The 21,943-nt window shown below is 34.6% G+C and carries 20 protein-coding genes; 9 read left to right on the top strand and 11 right to left on the bottom strand.

Annotation, left to right across the window (positions count from 1 at the left end; all coding sequences use genetic code 11):
- The first annotated feature begins 164 nt into the window (after window positions 1-164).
- Window positions 165-1,793 (top strand): acyl-CoA carboxylase subunit beta, encoded by a 1,629-nt coding sequence (locus I130_RS13140; protein ID WP_034924045.1) that lies wholly within the window; start codon window positions 165-167, stop codon window positions 1,791-1,793.
- Window positions 1,794-1,798: 5 nt separating this feature from the next.
- A complete protein-coding gene (locus tag I130_RS13135; protein ID WP_034924041.1) occupies window positions 1,799-3,436 on the top strand; it encodes a M1 family metallopeptidase in 1,638 nt (545 codons plus the stop codon).
- 139 nt (window positions 3,437-3,575) lie between these two features.
- On the opposite strand, the gene I130_RS13130 is transcribed toward I130_RS13135, so the two are convergent.
- From I130_RS13130 to holA, 7 genes are all read right to left on the bottom strand, one after another.
- Window positions 3,576-4,892 (bottom strand): M24 family metallopeptidase, encoded by a 1,317-nt coding sequence (locus tag I130_RS13130; protein WP_034924038.1) that lies wholly within the window; start codon window positions 4,890-4,892, stop codon window positions 3,576-3,578.
- Between the two features lie 30 nt (window positions 4,893-4,922).
- The gene (locus I130_RS13125; RefSeq protein WP_034924036.1) at window positions 4,923-6,020 is read right to left on the bottom strand and encodes an AMP-binding protein; all 1,098 of its coding nucleotides are present in this window, start codon (window positions 6,018-6,020) and stop codon (window positions 4,923-4,925) included.
- Window positions 6,021-6,076: 56 nt separating this feature from the next.
- Entirely contained in the window at window positions 6,077-7,027 is a 951-nt protein-coding gene (locus I130_RS13120; protein ID WP_034924033.1) for a CPBP family intramembrane glutamic endopeptidase, read from the bottom strand.
- 7 nt (window positions 7,028-7,034) lie between these two features.
- The gene (locus I130_RS13115; protein ID WP_034924030.1) at window positions 7,035-8,069 is read right to left on the bottom strand and encodes an o-succinylbenzoate synthase; all 1,035 of its coding nucleotides are present in this window, start codon (window positions 8,067-8,069) and stop codon (window positions 7,035-7,037) included.
- 25 nt (window positions 8,070-8,094) lie between these two features.
- Window positions 8,095-8,775: a metal-dependent hydrolase gene (locus I130_RS13110; RefSeq protein WP_034924027.1), complete on the bottom strand. Its 681-nt coding sequence runs from the start codon at window positions 8,773-8,775 to the stop codon at window positions 8,095-8,097.
- 76 nt (window positions 8,776-8,851) lie between these two features.
- Window positions 8,852-9,754, bottom strand: coding sequence for a 1,4-dihydroxy-2-naphthoate octaprenyltransferase (gene menA, locus I130_RS13105; RefSeq protein ID WP_034924025.1), 903 nt, complete (start codon window positions 9,752-9,754; stop codon window positions 8,852-8,854).
- Between the two features lies 1 nt (window position 9,755).
- Window positions 9,756-10,760, bottom strand: coding sequence for a DNA polymerase III subunit delta (gene holA / locus I130_RS13100; protein ID WP_034924022.1), 1,005 nt, complete (start codon window positions 10,758-10,760; stop codon window positions 9,756-9,758).
- Window positions 10,761-10,906: 146 nt separating this feature from the next.
- On the opposite strand from holA, the gene I130_RS13095 reads away from it, so the two are divergent.
- From I130_RS13095 to I130_RS13085, 3 genes are all read left to right on the top strand, one after another.
- Window positions 10,907-11,353 (top strand): type I restriction enzyme HsdR N-terminal domain-containing protein, encoded by a 447-nt coding sequence (locus tag I130_RS13095; protein ID WP_034924019.1) that lies wholly within the window; start codon window positions 10,907-10,909, stop codon window positions 11,351-11,353.
- Window positions 11,354-11,423: 70 nt separating this feature from the next.
- Window positions 11,424-12,422 carry a glycosyltransferase family 2 protein gene (locus I130_RS13090; protein WP_034924016.1) on the top strand — a complete coding sequence of 333 codons (999 nt, stop codon included), beginning with the start codon at window positions 11,424-11,426 and terminating at the stop codon, window positions 12,420-12,422.
- 81 nt (window positions 12,423-12,503) lie between these two features.
- Window positions 12,504-13,337: a flagellar motor protein MotB gene (locus I130_RS13085; protein ID WP_034924013.1), complete on the top strand. Its 834-nt coding sequence runs from the start codon at window positions 12,504-12,506 to the stop codon at window positions 13,335-13,337.
- 163 nt (window positions 13,338-13,500) lie between these two features.
- On the opposite strand, the gene I130_RS13080 is transcribed toward I130_RS13085, so the two are convergent.
- The 4 genes from I130_RS13080 to I130_RS13065 all read right to left on the bottom strand — a co-directional run bounded on the left by I130_RS13080 (window position 13,501) and on the right by I130_RS13065 (window position 17,779).
- Window positions 13,501-14,331, bottom strand: a complete 831-nt coding sequence (locus tag I130_RS13080) for an alpha/beta fold hydrolase (RefSeq protein WP_034924010.1) — start codon at window positions 14,329-14,331, stop codon at window positions 13,501-13,503.
- 106 nt (window positions 14,332-14,437) lie between these two features.
- Window positions 14,438-15,058: an L-threonylcarbamoyladenylate synthase gene (locus I130_RS13075; RefSeq protein ID WP_034924007.1), complete on the bottom strand. Its 621-nt coding sequence runs from the start codon at window positions 15,056-15,058 to the stop codon at window positions 14,438-14,440.
- Between the two features lie 136 nt (window positions 15,059-15,194).
- The gene (locus tag I130_RS13070; protein WP_034924004.1) at window positions 15,195-15,407 is read right to left on the bottom strand and encodes a DUF2945 domain-containing protein; all 213 of its coding nucleotides are present in this window, start codon (window positions 15,405-15,407) and stop codon (window positions 15,195-15,197) included.
- A gap of 50 nt (window positions 15,408-15,457) precedes the next feature.
- The gene (locus tag I130_RS13065; RefSeq protein WP_034924001.1) at window positions 15,458-17,779 is read right to left on the bottom strand and encodes an ATP-dependent helicase; all 2,322 of its coding nucleotides are present in this window, start codon (window positions 17,777-17,779) and stop codon (window positions 15,458-15,460) included.
- A 164-nt stretch (window positions 17,780-17,943) separates the two neighbouring features.
- Here I130_RS13065 and I130_RS13060 point away from each other — a divergent pair, with 164 nt between their 5' ends.
- Genes I130_RS13060 through I130_RS13045 form a run of 4 tightly spaced genes read left to right on the top strand, consistent with a single transcriptional unit; the run spans window position 17,944 to window position 21,927 of the window.
- Entirely contained in the window at window positions 17,944-18,486 is a 543-nt protein-coding gene (locus tag I130_RS13060; protein WP_034923998.1) for a DsrE family protein, read from the top strand.
- A 15-nt stretch (window positions 18,487-18,501) separates the two neighbouring features.
- Entirely contained in the window at window positions 18,502-19,779 is a 1,278-nt protein-coding gene (locus tag I130_RS13055) for an amidohydrolase (protein WP_034923995.1), read from the top strand.
- 1 nt (window position 19,780) lies between these two features.
- On the top strand, window positions 19,781-21,403 hold the full coding sequence (locus I130_RS13050) for an FMN-binding glutamate synthase family protein (protein ID WP_034923993.1): 1,623 nt from the start codon (window positions 19,781-19,783) through the stop codon (window positions 21,401-21,403).
- Between the two features lie 2 nt (window positions 21,404-21,405).
- On the top strand, window positions 21,406-21,927 hold the full coding sequence (locus I130_RS13045) for a hypothetical protein (protein WP_034923989.1): 522 nt from the start codon (window positions 21,406-21,408) through the stop codon (window positions 21,925-21,927).
- The last annotated feature ends 16 nt before the right edge of the window (window positions 21,928-21,943 follow it).

Here is a 21,943-nt window from a genome sequence, read left to right as displayed (position 1 = left end):
AACATAATCATTCAGGATATTTTAAAATCTTTTCAGCCTTAAAAATTAGCTTGATTTTGTATTTTAGCCAAGATACTGAGGACGAAATGAATTTCAGAATTTATTCTAATCTATCAGTATTAATTAAAGTACAAATATTCGGATAATATAATACTACAATTCCTATGGATCTTAACTTCAATAAAAATGAAGATCATAATAAATTATTACTTTCTACATTAAGACAGAAGCTCGCTCAGGTTAAACTTGGAGGAGGAGAAAAACGAATCGAAAAACATCATGCAAAAGGCAAAATGACTGCCAGAGAGCGTATTAATTATCTTTTAGATGATTCTGATGCCGCAATAGAACTTGGTGCTTTTGTTGGAGACGAAATGTATGAAGAACATGGCGGATGCCCAAGTGGTGGTGTAGTAATTAAAATAGGACATGTTTCTGGAAAGCAGTGTATTGTTGTTGCAAATGATGCTACAGTGAAAGCTGGCGCCTGGTTTCCTATCACTGCGAAAAAGAACTTGAGAGCTCAAGAAATCTCTATTGAAAACAGATTACCAATCATTTACCTAGTGGATAGCGCAGGGGTTTATTTACCAATGCAAGATGAAATTTTTCCAGACAAAGAACACTTTGGTAGAATCTTCAGAAATAATGCGGTGATGAGTAGTATGGGGATTACCCAGATCTCGGCCGTAATGGGAAGTTGTGTTGCGGGTGGAGCTTATTTACCAATTATGAGTGATGAGGCTATTATTGTAGAAAAAACTGGAAGTATTTTCTTGGCCGGAAGCTATTTAGTAAAAGCTGCTATTGGAGAATCTATAGATAATGAGACCTTAGGTGGAGCTACTACCCATTCTGAAATTAGTGGTGTTACAGATTATAAAGCGAAAGACGATAAAGATGCCCTAAATAAGATCAAATCTATAATGGATAAGATCGGCGATTACAATAAAGCCGGATTTAGCAGAAAAGGTTCTATTAAACCTAAATTAGACCCCAATGAAATTTTTGGGATTTTACCAAGAAAACGTAACGATCAGTATGACATGCGGGAAATCATCTCCAGATTGGTAGATGATTCTGAATTTGAAGAATATAAAAAAGAATACGGACAAACAATTATAACCGGTTATGCGAGAATTGATGGCTGGGCAGTTGGAATTGTTGCCAATCAGCGTAAAATTGTAAAGACCAAAACTGGTGAGATGCAATTTGGTGGTGTGATCTATTCTGATTCTGCCGATAAAGCAACTCGTTTTATTGCAAACTGCAATCAGAAAAAGATTCCTTTAGTTTTCCTTCAAGATGTTACTGGGTTTATGGTAGGTAGTAAGAGTGAACATGGCGGAATTATTAAAGATGGCGCAAAAATGGTAAGTGCAGTGAGCAATTCTGTTGTTCCAAAATTCACTATTATTATTGGTAACTCTTATGGTGCTGGAAATTATGCAATGTGTGGAAAAGCCTACGATCCTAGATTTATAGTGGCATGGCCAAGTGCAGAACTTGCAGTAATGGGAGGAACTCAAGCGGCTAAAGTATTGGCACAAATTGAAACTGCTTCCATGGCTAAAAAAGGAGAAAAAGTAGATGCAGATAAAGAAAAAGAAGTCTTCGATAAAATAAAAGCGCGTTACGATAAACAAACTTCACCTTATTATGCCGCTGCCAGATTATGGACAGATGCTATAATAAATCCTTTAGACACCAGAAAATGGATCTCTACAGGTATTGAGGCAGCAAATCACTCGCCTATCACTAAAGATTTTAATTTAGGAGTAATCCAGACTTAATTTTTATGAAAAATATCTTTTTAATGATTATTGCTGTTATTACGATAACTTCAGCAAACGGTCAGGTACTTAGTAATAAGCAAAAAAAATATACTGAAGCTGATTCTCTTCGAGGAAGTCTAAGACCAGAACGTGCATATGATGTGTTGAAATACCATTTACAGGTTCAAATTGATCCAGAAGAACGATATATCTTCGGTTTTAACACGATCACATTTAAGGCTGAAACAGAGTTGCCTACTTTGCAAATAGATCTGTTTGAAAATATGAAGATAGATTCAATAATGCATGGGACCGAAAAATTGGGATATAAGAGAAATTTCAATGCTGTGTTTGTGGAATTTGAAGAATCTATAACTGCTGAAACAACAGACTCCATTCAAGTATTTTATTCTGGGAATCCGATCGTTGCAAAAAACGCTCCTTGGGATGGTGGATTTGTTTTCAAAAAAGATGAAGAAGGAAATCCGTGGATCGCAGTTACGGTTCAAGGAACTGGTGCCAGTCTATGGTACCCAAATAAAGATCATCAAAGCGACGAGCCGGAAGAGGCCTTAATAGAAATTGCCGTCCCAAATGGACTTACAAACGTCTCGAATGGGAGATTGCTAGGTAAAACTGATTTGCATAATGGGTATACACGATGGAGCTATAAAGTGAGTAATCCAATAAATAATTATGATATCGTTTTCAACATTGCAAATTATGTTCATTTTAAAGACACTTATAAAGATCTGGACTTAGACTATTATGTGTTGCCTTACAACCTGGAAAAAGCTAAGAATCAATTCGCAGAGGTAATACCGATGATGGAATGCTTCTATGAAAAATTTGGAGAATACCCTTTCAAGGAAGATGGCTATAAACTAGTAGAAACCCCTTATTTAGGTATGGAACACCAGAGTGCGGTAGCTTATGGGAACTATTATAAAATGGGATATTTAGGCCGTGATCTTTCTGGAACTGGGATCGGATTAAAATGGGATTTTATAATCATCCATGAATCTGGCCACGAATGGTTTGGAAATAGTATTACCGCAAAGGATATCGCAGATATGTGGATACATGAAGGTTTTACCACATATTCTGAAGCTGTATACATAGAATGTAGATGGGGAGAAGAAGATGCTTTAGAATATTTGAAAGGTCTAAGAAAGAACATCGGCAATCAAGCTTCAATAATTGGTGATTATGGAGTTAATAGTGAAGGCTCGAGTGATATGTACCCTAAAGGCGCTAATCTGCTAAACACCTTAAGAAGTATTTATAATGATGACGAGCTTTGGTGGAAAACTCTAAAAAATTATACACTTACTTTCAGGCATAAAATAATTGATACCAAAATGGTGGAGGATTTCTTTAATGCTCCGGTAGAAACAGACCTTCAGCCTATTTTCGATCAATATCTTAGATATTCTGCCATCCCTGTATTGGAATTTAAGGAGACAGGAAAAAGAATTAGTTATCGTTGGAAAACAGACGTAGCAGATTTCAATATGCCAGTAGATGTTTTTATAAATAAAAAAGAAATTCGACTCACGCCATCAAATACATGGAAGGAACTTTCAAAGAAAGTTGAAGATCTAGATGATATTAAAGTCAATGATAAAGAGTTCTATATACAAACCGAATTTTTAAAATAACTGTGTCAATAATAATCCAAAGCCTCTAAGTTTTTAATCCAACTTGGAGGCTTTTTTATTTAATATCCTGAATCGTAATAGCTTATTAATTATCTAATGGTCAATCACTGAATCAACTAGATAATCGTAAAGCAGGTTATTAATTGGTAGGAATAAGCAATAATTCTGTTTGCCTTTCATTTACGTACTCAAAAGAACTTTCTCCCCAAAACCCTGCTTCTTCAAGCATTATTCGAACATCCTTATCCCACTCCGGGATTGCAACTGTAGTATTTAATTCTATAGCATAGGTCGTATTCGCAAATAATTTATAATCACCAGTTCCGGGAACGCCATCCTGAGAATCCCACATTCCAATCGTTGGACCGGCTGAATGGCCATAAAGTCCCAGAGGATGTGTATATATGGAAGGTTCCAAACCCGCTGCCTTAGCTTCTAAAAGGGATTTCGTAAGAATTTCGTTACCGGATCTCCCAGATTTAAAATTCGAAGTTAGTATATCTTGAAGCTGATTTCCCTTTTTAAGTGCATCCTGTAAAAATTCAGGAGCCTCTGTTTCCCCATCTTTCAAGACATAAGCATGTTGTTGGCAATCTGTATTCAGTCTTAAGTAACTTATCCCAAAATCGCAATGCAAAAGATCTCCTGGTAGAATCACTGTTTCCCCGTATCCATTAGAAAAAGCATCTATATGATTTTTTAATTTTTCTTCTTTTCTCTGAATGTCAACCGTTGGATGAAACCATGTTTCCATTCCAAGATCTGTTACTTTTTGTCTCAACCACCAGACTATTTCTTCAGAAGTTGTTTTTCCCGGAACAATCACTTTCTCGCTAAAAGCTTCAGCAATTATATCATGAGTCATTTTTACTAAGGTCTTATAAAATTCCATTTCCTTGTCTGTTCTGGTCTCTATCCAACTAACAGCAAGTTCTTCGGCAGAAACTACTTTACTTTTATATTCATTTGGCAAATGGGTGAGTAATTCTTCGTAATCGGTTTTCACCAATCCATCTGCTAAGGCGAAATTTTCAGAATAATTCAAACCAATTTTATCAGGATTTCTTTCAGAAATAATAGCCATTAAGGCTTTCCATTGGTTAGGTTCGCTTTCCTTATCCCAAGCAGAGGTAATACTTTCTCCAATATTATATCTCGCAACAGCAAGTCTTTCTACCTTTTTAGAATTTTTCGGCTTATAAAAAACTAGGATTGTTCTTCTCCTTGCGTTAAGCCAGGTAGCGGGAAGCATTGTTTTTAAAACGGGATCTTCATTATATTCTCTGGAAATAATAACCCACATATCAATTCCAGACCTATCCATTAATTGTGGCAAGGTATTTACAAACTTATCTTCCAACAATTCGTCTATTACTTTTGATCTATCTTTTTCTGAAAGGATTTGTGCGTTCAGAGAAAAACTGAAGCATAGCAATAGGAATAAAATCTTATACATATACCAAGCGTTTTTAAGCTAAGAAAGAAATTACTTAATTCTGCTTCTAAGTGTGTTTTTTCTATGGATCTTTCCATTAGGTGTTTCTTCGAACTTCGCTATTAGATAAATTTTCTTAGGAACCTCAAATTTACCTAGTTTTTTTACTGATTGAACCTTCTCTTGAAGCTTAACTAACAATTCTTCAGAAAAATCTGCTTCAATAAACAAAACCAATTTTTCTCCTAGGGCATCATCTGGCATTCCAATAAGAAAAAAGCGACCATCTATAACTCCACTTAATTTACTTTCAATATCTTCAGGATTCAGTTTTATACCACCTGAATTTACTACATTATCATATCTACCTTTCCAGAGAAACTTTTTATAAGTAAGAATTTCTACTATGTCATTCGTTACTATTTCCTCATCAGAGATATTAGGAGCATTTATTATTAAGCAGCCACGATTATCTTTAGAAATGAGCACATTGGGCATCACTTTAAATGGAACTGGCTTTTTCTTATTCTTTTTAGTATTTAACTTTTTTGCAGCCATATGAGAAACGGTCTCTGTCATTCCAAAAGTTTCGTATACTTTTGTATTTAAGCCCTGAACTATTTCTTGTAATTTAGGTGAAACTGCCCCACCACCCACAATCAATTTTTTAATTAGATGCAATCTACTAATAGAGTTGTCTAATTGAAATGGAGTCATTGCACAAAAATCGTAGGTCTTATATAAATTATCCAAGGGATTTGATGTAGGTGGTACTAAGTCTATTTCCCAACCTAAGACCATTGCTCGCACCAACATCATTTTACCTGCTATAAATTTTGCGGGTAAACACATTAAAGCTGTAGAACCTGCTGGTAATTCAAAAAACTTTCCTGTAGCTAAGGCAGAATTGATCATATGCTCTTTTCTAACCTTAATTTTTTTCGCTTTTCCCGTAGAGCCCGATGTATAAACTTCAATAAACTCAGATGGTTTAATCCATTCTAGAATAAAATCCCCAACCTCACCTTCATGCGGCTCACCTACTTTAATAAAGTTATAAGCCACTTTAGCTAAATTTTCATTAGAAAAATGCAACTTATTGATTTTGAATCTATTATGAGTTTCAGGGATACAGAATTTTTCAACCATTACACTTATTTTTTAACAAAAAAATTAGTATTAACCTTTAAATTTAACAAAATTATTTATGAATTTTCTATATTTTGAACATTGTTATCAACAACGGGAGCTTCTACTTTTCCAAAAAGCTTCTCTTTCCAGTCACTCCATCCGTATCTTTTGGCCATAATAAATAAAAATAAAGGATATACTACAAAAATGGGAATTAGCACATCCACTCCCGATGTTGGATCTGATATATCTTTCAATAAGGAATTCGTTTGGAACGCTGTCCAATCTGCAGTTACCAACACAGCTGTTAATAAATTATTACCAGCGTGAAAACCTAAGGCCAGCTCCATACCCTCATCCATAAGCGTCATGATTCCTAATAGAAAACCAGTTCCTATATAATAGATCATTATGATATTTCCCATTTTAGTTACTTCTGGATTAAAGAAATGTAAGCCACCAAATACAACCGAGGTCAATATTAAAGGCACCCATTTATTTTTAACCAATACTCCTATTCCCTGCATTAGATACCCTCGGAATAAATATTCCTCAAAACTGGTTTGTAGTGGGATCATTATCAAAGCGATTATAAGCATTATGAAAAAGGGCTCTGGCTTAAAGTTAACCAAGTAATCTTGGGGATTGGAATAATAGTCGAAAGCAGTAACAGAAAGGGAAAAGATTGCAACTAATCCGAATCCGAAGAAAAATCTACCCCAATCCATTTTTTTTCTAGACGTAGTGACTGCTAATATAGGTTGATAATGAATAAATTTAACTACAAAAAATATTGCGAATAGCCCCACTGCATATGTTAGCAACAATAAGAACAAGTTTAAGTTAGAATCTAAAACTTTTAACATTTCTCCCTGTTCCATCCCGAGTACATCCATACCGCCTTCCATAATCATGGCTACTACCAAAGGAATTTGCCCTAATATTACTGCGAAAATTATAATAGAGACCCCTAGTAAATATCTCCAAAAATTATGATGGTAATTAAATGCTTGTTTTATAAACATGTATATATTATAGATTAAAACCCCAATTCGTTTCAGGATTGTACGTTATAGTTCCATTTTTCACCTCTAATGGAGATTCAAAATTATTTGTATAAAGACCTCCGGTTCCAAGACCTTGAGGTAATTGAGAGTTTTTAGTGTAAGTCCACTGACTAATAGCATTTAATCCCACATTGCTTTCCAAAGCGCTTGTCACCCACCAGCCAATATCCATTTGATTTGCCAATTTTAACCACTCTTCTGTCCCCTGATATCCACCAATTAGACTCGGCTTAAAAATTACATATTGAGGCATTATTGTTTGTAGTAATTCCTTCTTATTTGTTACACTGGTAACACCAATTAACTCTTCATCTAATGCAATGGGAATGGGTGTGTTCTCGCATAGATTTGCCATATCATTAAACAGACCTTGCTTAATAGGCTGTTCTATGCTGTGAATATTATATTGACTAAGTTGCTTTAATTTTTCTAAAGCTTCAACAGGAGAAAAAGCTCCATTTGCATCTACTCTTAATTCAATCTCTTCGGAAGAAAACTCAGATCTTATAAACTTTAGAAGATCTAATTCAGCATTAAAATCTATGGCTCCAATTTTCAACTTAATGCATTTGAAACCATTTTCTATCTTCGCGAGAATTTGCTCCTTCATAAAGGATTTTTCGCCCATCCATACCAATCCATTTATTGGAATAGAAGCCTTTCCATTTGTAAATTCTGAAGGATGCAACAAAAAAGGTGATTCTGCACCTAAAGATTTAAATGCCATTTCTACTCCAAACTGAATGGAAGGGAATTCCATAAGCTGTTCCCAAAGTGCGTAAGCTCCAAGAGAGATATTTTCACACACCCAGGAAAGTTTTTTTTCATAATCTGGCCTATCATCTATACTAAGAGATCGTAAAAGTCCGCATTCTCCAACACCTGTCTTCCCTTCAGAAGTAATAATTATAAACCAAGTTTCCTTTGTGGTAAGAACTCCCCGTGAGGTTCCGCTTGGGCGTTTAAACTCTAAAAGATGTCTGCGGTAAATTGCCTGCATTAAAAATTAGTTATTTTCTATGAAGTTATAGTTCAATGCTCTCGCAAATATCAAGCAACATAAGGTCTTTCCCTTTTTCATAAAACTTGCGTTTTGCTTCTTCATGGTCTATTTCTATGTATCCAAAAGTATCGTAATGACAACCTATTATTTTGTCACATTCTATAAAATCGCTTGCTATTATAGCATCTTCTACTCCCATAGTAAAATTATCTCCAATAGGTAAGATAGCCAAATCCAATTTAGTTCGCATAGGGATAAGCTTCATGTCCATAGTTAAAGCAGTATCGCCTGCTATATAGATATTCTTATGCTCGCCTTCTATTACAAAACCTCCGGGCTGCCCACCATAGGAACCATCGGGAAAAGAACTGGTATGAATTGCATTTACATATTTTAATCTTCCAAACTCAAAATCCCAAGAGCCACCATGATTCATAGGATGAACTTCAAAACCCATATTTTCGTAGTGAGTTGCAATTTCAAAATTACTAACAATTATTGCTCCGGTATTCTTCGCAATAGCTTCAGCATCTAGTATATGATCTTGATGTGCATGTGTAAGCAAGATATAATCTGCTTTTAAATCAAGAATATTTATTTGGTCTTTAGATAGTTTATTTCCAGTAATAAAAGGGTCTACTAAAATATTGATGTCACCTATATTTATTCCGAAGGAATTTTGACCGTAAAAAGTTATAATCATAGAAAATCATTGAATTTCATTAAAAATAAACATAGAATAAAGATTAGGCATCAAGCCAATGTTAAAATTTGACTGACTATATAATTAAACCTATTCCAAATAAAGTAGCAATTGCAAAGGTAGATAAAGCTAATATTTTGAGTTCGGGATCTAATTTTCGAGGATCTTTATTTTGGATCACTCTTTTTAAGTGAAACACTAATGGAATAAACGCTAATATATAGATGAAATTATTTAATTCTCTAGAAGTTAAAACACTAAAAATTACAATGAAAAATATAGCTCCAATAATCAATGAGTAATGGTAATTCTTAGCTTTTCTCTCTCCCATCTTCACTACAAGAGTCATTTTCCCCGAATTTTCATCAGAAATTCTATCTCTCATATTATTGAGATTTAAAACTGCCGCACTTAACATCCCTATTGCAGAAGCTGGTAATAAGGCAATCCAATATATTTCTCTTGCATACAGAAAATAGGTGCCTATAACTGCAACCAGCCCAAAGAATATAAATACAAAAACATCTCCCAAACCTCTGTAACCATAAGCATTTGTACCAACGGTATATTTAATTGCCGCCACAATTGCACTTACCCCTAAGAGAAAGAAGATAATAGCATACCAAAAATCATCTGCACCAAATGCCGAATAAATAAGAAGTATCGCCATTAATAGTGTTAAAATTGCGGTAAGCACAATTCCCTGTTTCATTTCTTTTTCTGAAATTAATCCACTTTGTAAAGCTCTGGGCGGACCAACTCTATGTTCATTATCAGTTCCTTTAATTCCATCCCCATAATCATTAGCAAAATTAGATAATATCTGTAATCCCAAAGTTGTACCTAAAGCAAGACAAAATATCACAATACTAAAATATCCTTCATGCACCGCGATCGTAGTTCCAACAATTATCCCACTAATAGACAAGGGTAAGGTTCTTAATCTTGCTGCACTTAACCACGATTTTAATCCTGTCATTTTAATTCATAATTTTTACAACCAATTCTTTCAGCAAATCGCCAGAAGGAATATTTGTAGCTCCTACCCCTTTACTTTTTACGTCTGTTTCCCGCAAATAAGCAATAATCTGGCTTACCTTTTTCATAGGATAGTTCCTTGCAGCAGATACATAATCTGCAACAAAATAAGGATTAACCTTTAATACCTTTGCAACATTTCCTTTGGACTTATCTGCAATACCATGATATTGTAGGATCTGAGAAAAATATCCAAACAGTAAAGACACAGTTACAACCATAGGATTGTCCTTGGTGTTTTGCGCGAAGTAATTAATAATTCTATGCGCTTTTACAGTATCACGCATTCCAATAGCCTTTCTAAGCTCGAAATTATTAAAGTCCTTACTTATACCTATATTTTCTTCAATTAACTCTGGAGTAATATGAGTTCCTTTCGGGGCTATTAGTTGTAGTTTTTGTAATTCATTATCTATCTTACTAAGGTCTGTTCCCAGAAATTCCACCAGCATTTGCGATGCTTTTGGAGAAATGGCATATCCGCTAGACTTTAAAGTTTTCTGAATCCAATCTGCTACCTGATTTTCATAAAGCCGCTTACTTTCAAAGATCACTCCAGTTTTAGCTACCGACTTATATAGCTTTTTACGTTTATCAATCTTTTTGTACTTATAGCATACCACTAAAGTCGTGGTTGGCTGAGGATTTTCTGAATACGCTTCTAGTTTTTCAATAGTCCTGGAAAGATCCTGCGCTTCTTTAACAATGATCACTTGTCTTTCGGCCATCATCGGGTAGCGCTTAGAATTGCTAATTATTTCATCAACTGTAGTATCTCGCCCATACATTACCATCTGGTTGAAACCTTTTTCTTCCTCTGGCATCAAATGATCTTCAATATATTTAGCGATTTTATCTATATAGTAAGGCTCTTCTCCCATTAAAAAATAAATGGGCTTTATCTGTCCGTTTTTAATTGAAGTAACTATTTTAATTGCGTCTTCCATAAGGGTATAAGGCAGTTAGGCGTACTTAATTTGCAGCTATTTTAGCTTATAAGGGTTTTGTCCTTTTTAGAACTATTAAAATAAAAGTCAGTTTTAAATAGAAAAAATTCTGAGCTTTAACTTTATAATTTTGTTTATTTGAACTGATGCAAAAATTGAATTTCCCGCAATATACATTTCGCTTCAAAAATAGCGAAAATAAAGTAGCCGCTTTTGATGAGATCAGGAAAAAGTTTATAATCCTTACTCCAGAAGAATGGGTAAGATTACATACAGTTCAATACTTAATTTCAGAAAAAAAATATCCTAAAAGCCTTATCAATGTTGAAAAACAGCTTAAAATAGGTAAGAGAATAAAAAGGTACGATATCGTAGTTTATAATTCAAAAGGGGAAATTCATATAATAATTGAGTGTAAAGCCCCTTCTATAAAGATCACCCAAGATACATTTGATCAAATAGCTAGATATAATATGAGCTTAGATGCTAATTACCTAATGGTGACTAATGGTTTAGACCATCATTTTTGCCAGTTAGATTATGAAATGGAGAAATATCATTTTCTACAAAAACTTCCGGATTATCATTTGTAAGAATCCAGCTTTAGTCTAAAAATTATTCTGATTACTTTTGAAGTCTTAGAATGAAAAATTAGAATTTAGAATGAAGCAGGCGGTTGCAGTAGTTATATTAAATTGGAATGGACTGGATCTTTTAAAAGAGTTTCTGCCAGAGGTAGCAAAATATTCCAAGAAAGCCAATGTATATGTGGCAGATAATGCTTCTACAGATGCCTCAGTAGAATTTGTGCATTCTCACTTTCCAAACATAAAAATAATTCAGAATAAAGTAAATGGCGGATATGCTAAAGGCTATAATGATGCTTTAGCAGGATTAACAGAGGATATTTTTATTTTATTAAATTCTGATGTCAAAGTCACTCCCAACTGGCTTCTCCCTATATTAAAAATATTTAAAAAAGACGAAAATATTGCCGCTATTCAACCAAAGATCTTAGATTATAAAAAACCAACTCACTTTGAATATGCGGGTGCAGCTGGCGGATTTATAGATAAAATTGGTTACCCCTATTGCAGAGGAAGGATCTTTGATCATCTTGAAGAAGATACTGGCCAATATGATGATGAAATAGAGATCTTTTGGGCAAGTGGCGCCTGTTTAGCTATAAAACGAGATAAATATTTAGAGGTTGGCAAATTAGATGAAGATTATTTTGCGCATCAAGAAGAAATAGATATCTGCTGGAGGCTATATAATCACGGGTATAAGGTGGTTTATACCCCAGATTCGGTAATCTATCATATGGGAGGAGCAACTTTAAACAGTATGAATCCAAAAAAGACATTTCTTAATTTTAGAAATAGCTTATTTAATCTAATAAAAAACGTGCCTTCCAATAAAATTATTTCGGTGTTATTCTTACGAATGGTTTTGGATGGGATTGCTGCATTTAAATTTTTATTCGAATTAAAATTTAGTCACTTCTTAGCTGTTTTTCAAGCACATATGAGCTTTTATATGCAATTAAATAAATTCTTAAAAAAGCGTAAAAAACTTCCCCAGAAAGAGAATTATTATACAAAAATTTCCGTTGTTTGTCGAAATTATGGATTGGGGCAAAAAAAATTTTCCGATTTATAATGTTTCAAGGCAAAAACTAGTATATGGGCACTAATTTTGATAGCTTTGAACAAATCTAACAATTAAACATTACAACAAATTATGAAGAAAATCATGTTACTTACGGCTACAGCCGCTTTATTACTTTCTTCTTGTGTGTCACAGAAGAAATACGCTGAACTAGAAACCCTACAAAAAGAAACAAGTGATCAGTTAAACACTGCGACCGTAAAACTGAATTCTTGTTTGGATGAAAAAGAAAGATTAGGAGATCAAATAAAAACCCTTAATAATCAGAATTCTGCATTATTAAATAATGTTGGAAACTTAGCTACACTTTCTACGAAAGAAGCTTCTAACCTTGAGAAATCTTTAGAAAGCATCAAGGAAAAAGATATGAAGATCCAACGTATGCAAGATGCTATCACTAAAAAAGATTCTGTGACGTTAGCATTAGTAACTAGCCTTAAAGGTGTTCTTGGAAACATGAACGATGAAGACATTAGTATTAATGTTGAAAAAGGTGTTGTTTACGTATCTATCTCAGATAAATTATTATTTGAAAGCGGTAAATACAATGTAACTTCTCGTGCAAAAGAAGTATTAGGAAAAGTTGCAACTGTAGTTAAAAACAAGCCAGAAATCGAATTTATGGTTGAAGGTCACACAGATGATCAAGCTATGAAAGGTGGAGTAATAGAAGACAACTGGGATTTAAGTGTTAAACGCGCTACCTCTGTTGTAAGAATTCTTCAAAATGAATTTGGTGTGCCTCCAGAAAGAATGACTGCCGCTGGTAGAAGTTACTACATTCCTGTAGCATCTAATGCTTCTGCAGAAGGACGTTCTAAGAACAGACGTACAAGAATTGTGATCTTACCTAAATTAGATCAATTCTACAATCTTATAGAGCAAGGAATGAAAGAAGCTAAATAAGCTGACTCATTTTTAAATATATTAAAGCCTCGCAATTGCGAGGCTTTTTTTATGTTGCTAAATTCAAAATCAAGGTGCCTTGGGCAAGTGCAATGGATAAGAATTGGAGAATTCTATTAAATATTTTTAGGCCTGCCTCGGCTTATTAAATCCTCGACGAGGATTAACTCTTCAAAAAGTCAATTAGAATTTTATTGAATTCTTTTTTGTGGGTAAATACTAAGCCATGGGGCGCTTCTTTAATCACTTCATATTTGGCATTCTCAATTAGATCTTTACTCTTTTTACCTGCTATTTCTATTGGGACTATTTGATCTGCATCTCCATGAACCACTAAAGTTGGCACATCAAATTTCTTTAGATCTTCTCTAAAATCTGTAAGACCAAAGGAATCTACACAATCTAAAGTAGCCTTTGGAGAGGCTTTGCATGCAACACTCCAGTTTAAATGAACTTGATCTTTGCTTATCTTCTCTTTATTATCTGAGTAATTCACAAATTTATCCCCAAATCCAGCTAAAAATCCTGCTCTATCATCCCGAATGTTCTTCTTAAATCCTTCAAAAACTTCTTTATCTAAGCCATCAGGATTATCGCTTGTTTTAAGCATAAATGGCGGAACAGCAGATATAAGTGCGGTTTTAGCGATCTTACCGGTTCCGTAGTTCCCAATAAATCTTGCTACTTCTCCTCCACCCATAGAAAATCCAACTAAAATAGCATCGGTAAGTTCTAAATGATCAATTAAATTATTCAGATCTGAAGCTAAGGTGTCATAATCATATTTTCCCCAAGGTTTATCACTTTCTCCAAAGCCTCTTCTATCATATGCTATGCACCTGAATCCAGCATTTACAATTTCTTCTATTTGATACTCCCACATTCTGTGACTAAGTGGCCACCCGTGAATTAAAATAACTGCATGCCCTTTCCCAAAGTCTTCGTAAAAAATATTTACTTCCTCTGTTGCTGTTTTAGATTTAAAATAACTCATATCTTTTCTTCTTAAATTTATCTTTATAGCTAAAGTTAGTTTTTAAGAAGTTAGATGTCACAGAATCCTACTTGTTTAGTAAGCAATTAACTATTTATCCCAAAATTTACATAAGTTCTAAACTTCCTTTACCTTCCCTAATTAACTCGGGTTCATCTCCGGTAAGATCTATAACTGTAGAACCAATGTTATCTCCATAACCACCATCTATAACAAGATCTACCAAATTATCCCATTTTTCAAGAATTAACTCAGGGTCCGTGGTATATTCAATAACCTCATCTTCATCTTTAATGGATGTTGAAACTATAGGATTTCCTAGCTCTCTTACAATTGCTCGACAAATATTATTATCTGGCACTCTTATCCCTACAGTTTTCTTTTTCTTAAATACATTTGGAAGATTGTTATTCCCAGGAAGGATAAATGTAAAAGGCCCAGGCAAGTTTCGTTTTAGGAGCTTGAAGGTTGGAGAATCTATTTGTTTAACATAATCTGAAAGATTACTAAGATCTTCGCAAATAAAAGAAAAATTAGCTTTCTCTAATTTCACTTGTTTTATTTGCGCAATTCGTTCTAAAGCACTGGTGTTTGTAATATCACAACCAAGGCCATAAACAGTATCTGTTGGGTAAATAATCAAACCTCCTTTTCTTAGAACATCAACTACTTTTTTGATGTCCTTTGGATTCGGATTCTCTTCGTAAATTCTAATTAAATTAGCCATAGTAATATTCTTTCTAAGTTGAAAAACCACAAATTAATAAAAAGATATTTGTTGATTGAAATATGCATCCTCTAGATGCAATAATTTGCACCGCCTTAAAACCTTAAAATAACCTATCCATATAGAAATTTAAATACTATTCTATATGAGTTACTTCGCTTTCAAGTTTTAAAACTTTATCTCCATCTTCCTGTTCTATAAATAATGCCTTATTTCCTTTTTCTCCAGTTCTAGTTATTTCACTTCCTTTAATGGTCTTGTTAACTTTTTCTGAAAATGTTTCAATAACTTTTCCTTCAGCTTCACCAGATCCCCAGTTCCATTTAACTTTGCTTCCTATTCGAATCATAAATAATATAATTATAAAAATAAAATTAATGATTTTTTTAAAAGTCAGGATTAAGAAAGCATTTTCAGTTTTGCAAATCTTAATAATAACTTTTTAACACCACCATTTTCAAAATTGATCTCGGCTTTTTTATCTTGTCCAATCCCATCGATATTTAAAACCTTCCCTTTTCCAAAACGAATGTGTTCCACTTCATTTCCTGCTTCCAATTTCACCGTGTCTTTTATAGAAGCTGTAGGATAATCTGTAGCCGTTGGCCTAAGTTTTCTAAGTTTTCTTAATTGCTCTTCATTAGGTTTATGCGCTGGTGGCGGAGTTCCTTGTTTTGGCTTGGATTGTCTAAATTTACTTTTATCTACATCGCCAAAAATATCAAGATCCATTAATGGCTTATACTTATAATCTTCCTGTGGGATCATATAATCCATATAAACTTCATCTATCTCTTCAATAAATCTACTTGGTTCTGCATCTACCAATTTTCCCCATCTATAGCGAGATTGTGTGTAAGTTAAATATGCTTGTTTTTCAGCTCTGGTAAGTGCTACATAAAATAATCTACGTTCCTCCTCTAATTCAGAACGGGTATTCATACTCATTCCAGATGGGAAGAGATCTTCCTCCATACCTACTATATACACATAAGGAAATTCCAGTCCCTTTGCTAAATGTATGGTCATAAGAGCCACGTGATCATCATTGGTTTCCTTATCCATATCTGTTGCCAAAGCAACATCTTCCAAGAATTCTGCTAAAGAGCCAGAAGCATCTGCCAATTCCTGCTGCCCTTCCACAAAATCTCTTATTCCGTTAAGAAGTTCCTCAATATTTTCAATTTTCGCAACACCCTCTGGCGTTCCATCTTTTTTAAGTTCTTGAACAAGTCCTGTTTTCTTAGCGACCGTATCTGCAACCACAAAAGCATCAGCATTCTCTGTAAGAATTTTAAAACTCTTGATCATATTGGCAAAATTCGTCAGCTTGTTTCTGGTACCAGCATTTATCTTAAGATCTAAATGATCTAAATTTTCAATGATCTCAAAAATGGACTTGTTGTATTGATTGGCTGCAATGGTCAACCTATCTATAGTTGTACTTCCTATTCCTCTTGCAGGGAAATTAATAATCCTCTTTAAAGCTTCTTCATCATTAGGATTTATCAACAATCTTAAATAAGACAAGACATCCTTGATCTCTTTTCGCTGATAAAATGAAAGCCCTCCGTAAATTCTATAAGGAATCTCTCTTTTACGTAAAGCATCCTCCATAGCCCTACTTTGGGCATTTGTTCTATATAAGATCGCAAAATCCCCATTATTCATTTGCTTTTGCATCTTATTCTCGAAAATAGAACTCGCTACATATCGCCCTTCATCTCCATCTGTAAGCAACCTATTCACAACAATTTTTGGTCCGTCGTCATTGGCCGTCCAAACCACTTTATCTAATTTGGTTTTATTCTTTTCAATTATGGAATTGGCCGCATTTACAATGTTCTTAGTAGAGCGGTAATTTTGCTCCAAACGGTACATCTGCACATTATCATAATCTTTCTGAAAATTCAAAATGTTATTAATATTGGCTCCACGGAAAGCATAAATACTCTGCGCATCATCCCCAACCACACATATATTCTGAAATTTATCTGAAAGGGCTTTTACAATTAAATATTGTGAGTGATTTGTATCTTGATACTCATCAACCAAAATATATCTGAATCTATTCTGATATTTCTGAAGGACTTCTGGAAACCTGTTCAAGAGCTCGTTCGTTTTCAGCAATAAATCATCAAAATCCATTGCGCCTGCTTTAAAACAACGCTCTACATACATCTTATATATTTCTCCAAGCCTTGGCTTTTTAGCCATTGCATCTGCTTCCCGAAGTTCAGGGTTTTGAAAATAAGCCTTAACTGTGATCAGACTATTCTTATAGGAGGATATCCTTGAATAAACCTGTTTATATTTATAGATATCCTTATCCAAGCCCATCTCTTTAATGATTGCTGAAATAAGGCGTTGAGAATCTTGAGTATCGTAAATGGTGAAATTTGAAGGATAGCCCAATTTATCTGCTTCCATTCTCAACATTTTAGCAAATATGGAGTGGAAAGTACCCATCCATAAATTCTTTGCTTCCGTACTTCCAACAATTTGAGAGATCCTTTTTTTCATTTCCCTTGCTGCCTTGTTGGTAAAGGTTAGGGAAAGAATATTAAAAGGGTCTACACCTTTGCTCATTAAATAAGCAATTCTGTAAGTTAGTACCCTAGTTTTCCCAGATCCTGCTCCTGCTATCACTATCATTGCCCCGTCTTTTTGAAGAACGGGAGCCCGTTGGGCATCGTTTAATTCTGCTAAATAAGATTCCAAATTTATCCTTTCTTTTAAGCTGTGAATTTAACCAATTAAGATGTACTTTAAAACTCCTTTTGGTCTTACTTTTAAACAAAGAGTCGGCAAATTATGACATACCTATTATTTTAAATATATTTATCTCTAGAAAATATCTTCCAAATTATTAAAAAAAATTATAAATGGTTAAACAATTAATTTTACTAATAGCATTAGTCACCACCTCCTTAACTAATGCTCAAGAAGCTCATACTGGAGAGGTGATAAAGGATTACGGGAAAGTTTTTACGGTAACTAATCCCGATTTCAAAACAGATACTACTGCACAATTCAAAGCGGTATTTGATGTAGCAAGAAGTTTTGATGATCCGGCTAAGCCAAATGCACTTATTGAAACCGCAGCAAGGTTCATTAATATGCATAGAGAAGCTGGAATTCCCTCAGAGAATATAAAAGTTGCCTTAGTAGTTCATGCATCAGCATATAGTGATATTTTAAAAAATGAGTTTTATCAGGAGAAATTTCCTGAGATCTCTACAAACCCGAATGCCGAATTAATATCTCAATTGTCAGATCAAGGAGTACAAGTTATACTATGTGGCCAAACTGCAGCTTCTAGAAAGATCACCAAAGCTGAAGCACTTCCAGAGATTAAGATAGCACTTTCAGCAATGACGGCTTTAGTACAACTTCAAAATGAGGGGTATCAGCTCATAAACTTCTAAGCAAAACACAAAATTATGAAATATAGCTTATTATGCCTGTCTTTCCTATTCAGCATTGGAATTCAGGCTCAGATGCAGCCAGAACTAGAAGCTGAGATCAATGATATTGAGTCTAAAGTAATAGAATGGAGAAGAGATTTCCATGAAAATCCAGAACTTTCTAATCGTGAATTTAAAACCGCTGAAAAAATAGCGAAACACCTAACAAGTCTCGGTTTAGAGGTACAAACAGGAGTTGCCAAAACGGGAGTAGTTGGAATTCTAATAGGTGATAATCCTGGAAAAGTAGTTGCTTTACGAGCAGATATTGACGCTTTACCGGTAACTGAGAGAAATGACCTGCCTTTTAAATCTAAAGTTACTACAGATTTTTTAGGAACTAATACAGGTGTAATGCATGCATGCGGGCACGACACACACACTGCAATATTAATGGGTGTTGCTGAAGTTCTTTCTAAAAATAAAGACAAAATTAATGGTACGATAAAATTTATATTTCAACCCGCTGAAGAAGGTCCACCTCCCGGAGAAAAGGGAGGCGCTTCTGTGATGATTGAAGAAGGAGTTCTCAAAAATCCAGATGTAGATGCTATTTTTGGATTACATATAAACTCTGGTACACCAGTAGGGACAATTCGATACAAACCAGAAGGCACCATGGCCGCTGTAGAGCGTTTTGTGATTAATGTAAAAGGAAAGCAAACTCACGGCTCTGCTCCCTGGAGCGGTACAGATCCTATTTTAATATCAGCAAAGATTATTGACGGCTTACAAACGATAATAAGTCGGGATGCTAAATTGGTAGATGGTGCAGCTGTGATCACAGTTGGAAAAATTACCAGTGGAGTACGATTTAATATCATTCCAGAATCTGCAGAATTAATAGGAACTATTAGAACTTTAGATGCCGATATGAAAGCTACCATTTTAAGAAGAATGAATGAAATGGTTCCTGCAATTGCAAAAGCTTATGGTGGAGATGCCACCTTGGAAATTCAGAATAATACCGCTATCACCTACAATGATCCGGCGCTAACAAACCAAATGTTACCCACATTACAGAATATTGCAGGAAAAGATAAAGTAGAACTTGTTAAAGCTACCACGGGTGGAGAAGATTTCTCCTTCTTTCAGGAAGTAGTTCCTGGATTTTATTTCTTCTTAGGAGGACAAACTCCAGGAGCAACGGAGTCTGCACCCCACCATACCCCAGACTTTTTTATTGATGAAAGCGGAATGTTATTAGGTGTAAAAGTAATGTCCCAGTTAGCTATAGACTATTTAAACAATTAGAATGAATGATATATTATATATGCTAGGAAGCATTCCTTGGTGGGGATGGATAATTATTTTTCTTATCCTAGTTGCTATTAAAGATGTTTTTTTTAGCAAAGAACATATAATTAAACATAATTTCCCGGTTGTTGGCCATTTGCGTTATTTTCTGGAAAGTATAGGGCCAGAGCTAAGGCAATATATTGTTGCAAGTGATAGGGAAGAACTTCCATTTAATAGAAATGAACGAGGATGGATCTATGCTTCTGCTAAGAACGAAAATAACTATGAAGGTTTTGGTACAGATGAAGACATTTATAGAACCAACTATATTTTTATAAATAATTCCATGCTTGCTTTCAAGATTGGCAAAGATCATCCCAACGCAAAACATCCAAATTTTATTGCTTGTGCTAAGGTAATGGGATCGTTTAATAAAAGGAGAAGATTATATAGACCAGCCTCCATAATTAATGTGTCTGCAATGAGTTTTGGTTCCCTTTCTGCTAAGGCTGTAGAATCTTTAAATAAAGGCTGCCTATTGGCTAATGCCTATCATAATACTGGAGAAGGTGGACTTTCCCCATATCATAAAATGGGAGCCGATGTTGTTTTTCATTTTGGAACTGGATATTTTGGAGTTCGTGGAGATGACGGGAATTTTTCAATGGAAAAAATTATAAAATTAGTACAAGAGAATCCGCAGGTAAGAGCTATTGAAGTTAAACTCTCTCAGGGTGCAAAGCCAGGTAAAGGTGGAGTATTACCTGCCTCTAAGATCACTAAAGAAATCGCCGAAATAAGACACGTCCCACTAGGAAAAGATATTTTATCTCCTCCTACACATTCAGCTTTTAGCAATGTTCCTGAAATGGTAGATTTTATTGAAAAAATAGCTGAAGCTACTGGACTACCTGTAGGGATAAAATCTGCTATTGGACAATTAAAACAATGGGAAGAATTAGCAAGCTTAATGAAAGAAACCAATCGCGGCCCAGACTTTATCACTGTAGATGGTGGAGAAGGTGGAACAGGAGCTGCACCTCCAAGTTTCGCAGATCATGTTTCTTTACCTTTTATAAATGCGTTTACAGATTTATATAATGTTTTTAAAAAGCAAGGGATTACAGAGAGAATTGTGTTTATTGCAAGCGGGAAGCTTGGTTTTCCGGCAAAAGCAGCAATGGCTTTCGCTATGGGAGCCGATTCTATAAATGTTGCTCGCGAAGCGATGATGAGTATTGGTTGTATCCAAGCACAATCCTGCCATAATAATACGTGCCCTACTGGAATAACCACTCATAATAAATGGTTACAAGCTGGAATAAATGTGAAAGATAAGTCTGAAAGAGTAAATTATTATTTCACCAAATTCAAAAAAGAATTGCTAGAGATCACTCATGCGTGTGGATACGAGCATCCTTCCCAATTCACTATGGAAGATGTAGATATTAATTTAAGTGATAAAAATATAACAAAGACCCTAGCTTCAACGTTTGCATACCGTAAAACCCCAGTTGCCTTTACCTCGGTTCAGGAACATATGGATTGCCCACACTTAGGCGGAACATTTTCCAAGGGAAAAGAAGTGAAAACTAAAGAAGCAGAGACTGAAGAAACTTCTGTATACGATACTGATTAATTATGACCGACATCAATCTCATTCAACTTTTATTTTATCTACTACCGGCAGTCATTGTTGGTTTAATCTCTTTCTATTTCTTTAAAATGCATATTTCTAATGAAGAAAAAAGAAGACTTTATCTCTTAAGACAAGAAAATCAAAAGATTGCATTACCTATTAAATTACAAGCCTTTGAACGAATGGCCTTATTCTTAGAAAGAATTTCTATGGGTAAACTACTGCTTCGGATAAAGCCAAAATCTAATGACCTATTAGCGTATGAGGATATGCTTGTTCAAACTATAGATCAAGAGTTCGATCATAATTTAGCACAGCAGATCTATCTTTCTCCAGAATGCTGGAATGTAATAAAAACATCTAAAAATGCTACAATAGGTATTATTCGAAAAACTGCTAAAAAGGAAGATGTTACAAATGCAGATGAACTAAGGCAGGATATTTTAAATGCATTAATGAATCAAACACCGCCAACAGAAGCTGCTTTAGACTATATTAAGAAGGAACTTAGAAATACAATTTAGAACCCATTTAAGTTAT

Origin of the sequence: Gillisia sp. CAL575 (assembly GCF_000403785.1) — a bacterium.
Taxonomy (GTDB): Bacteria; Bacteroidota; Bacteroidia; order Flavobacteriales; family Flavobacteriaceae; genus Gillisia.
Note: the sequence above shows the minus strand (reverse complement) of the source record. Positions and strands in the feature narration are given on the sequence as shown.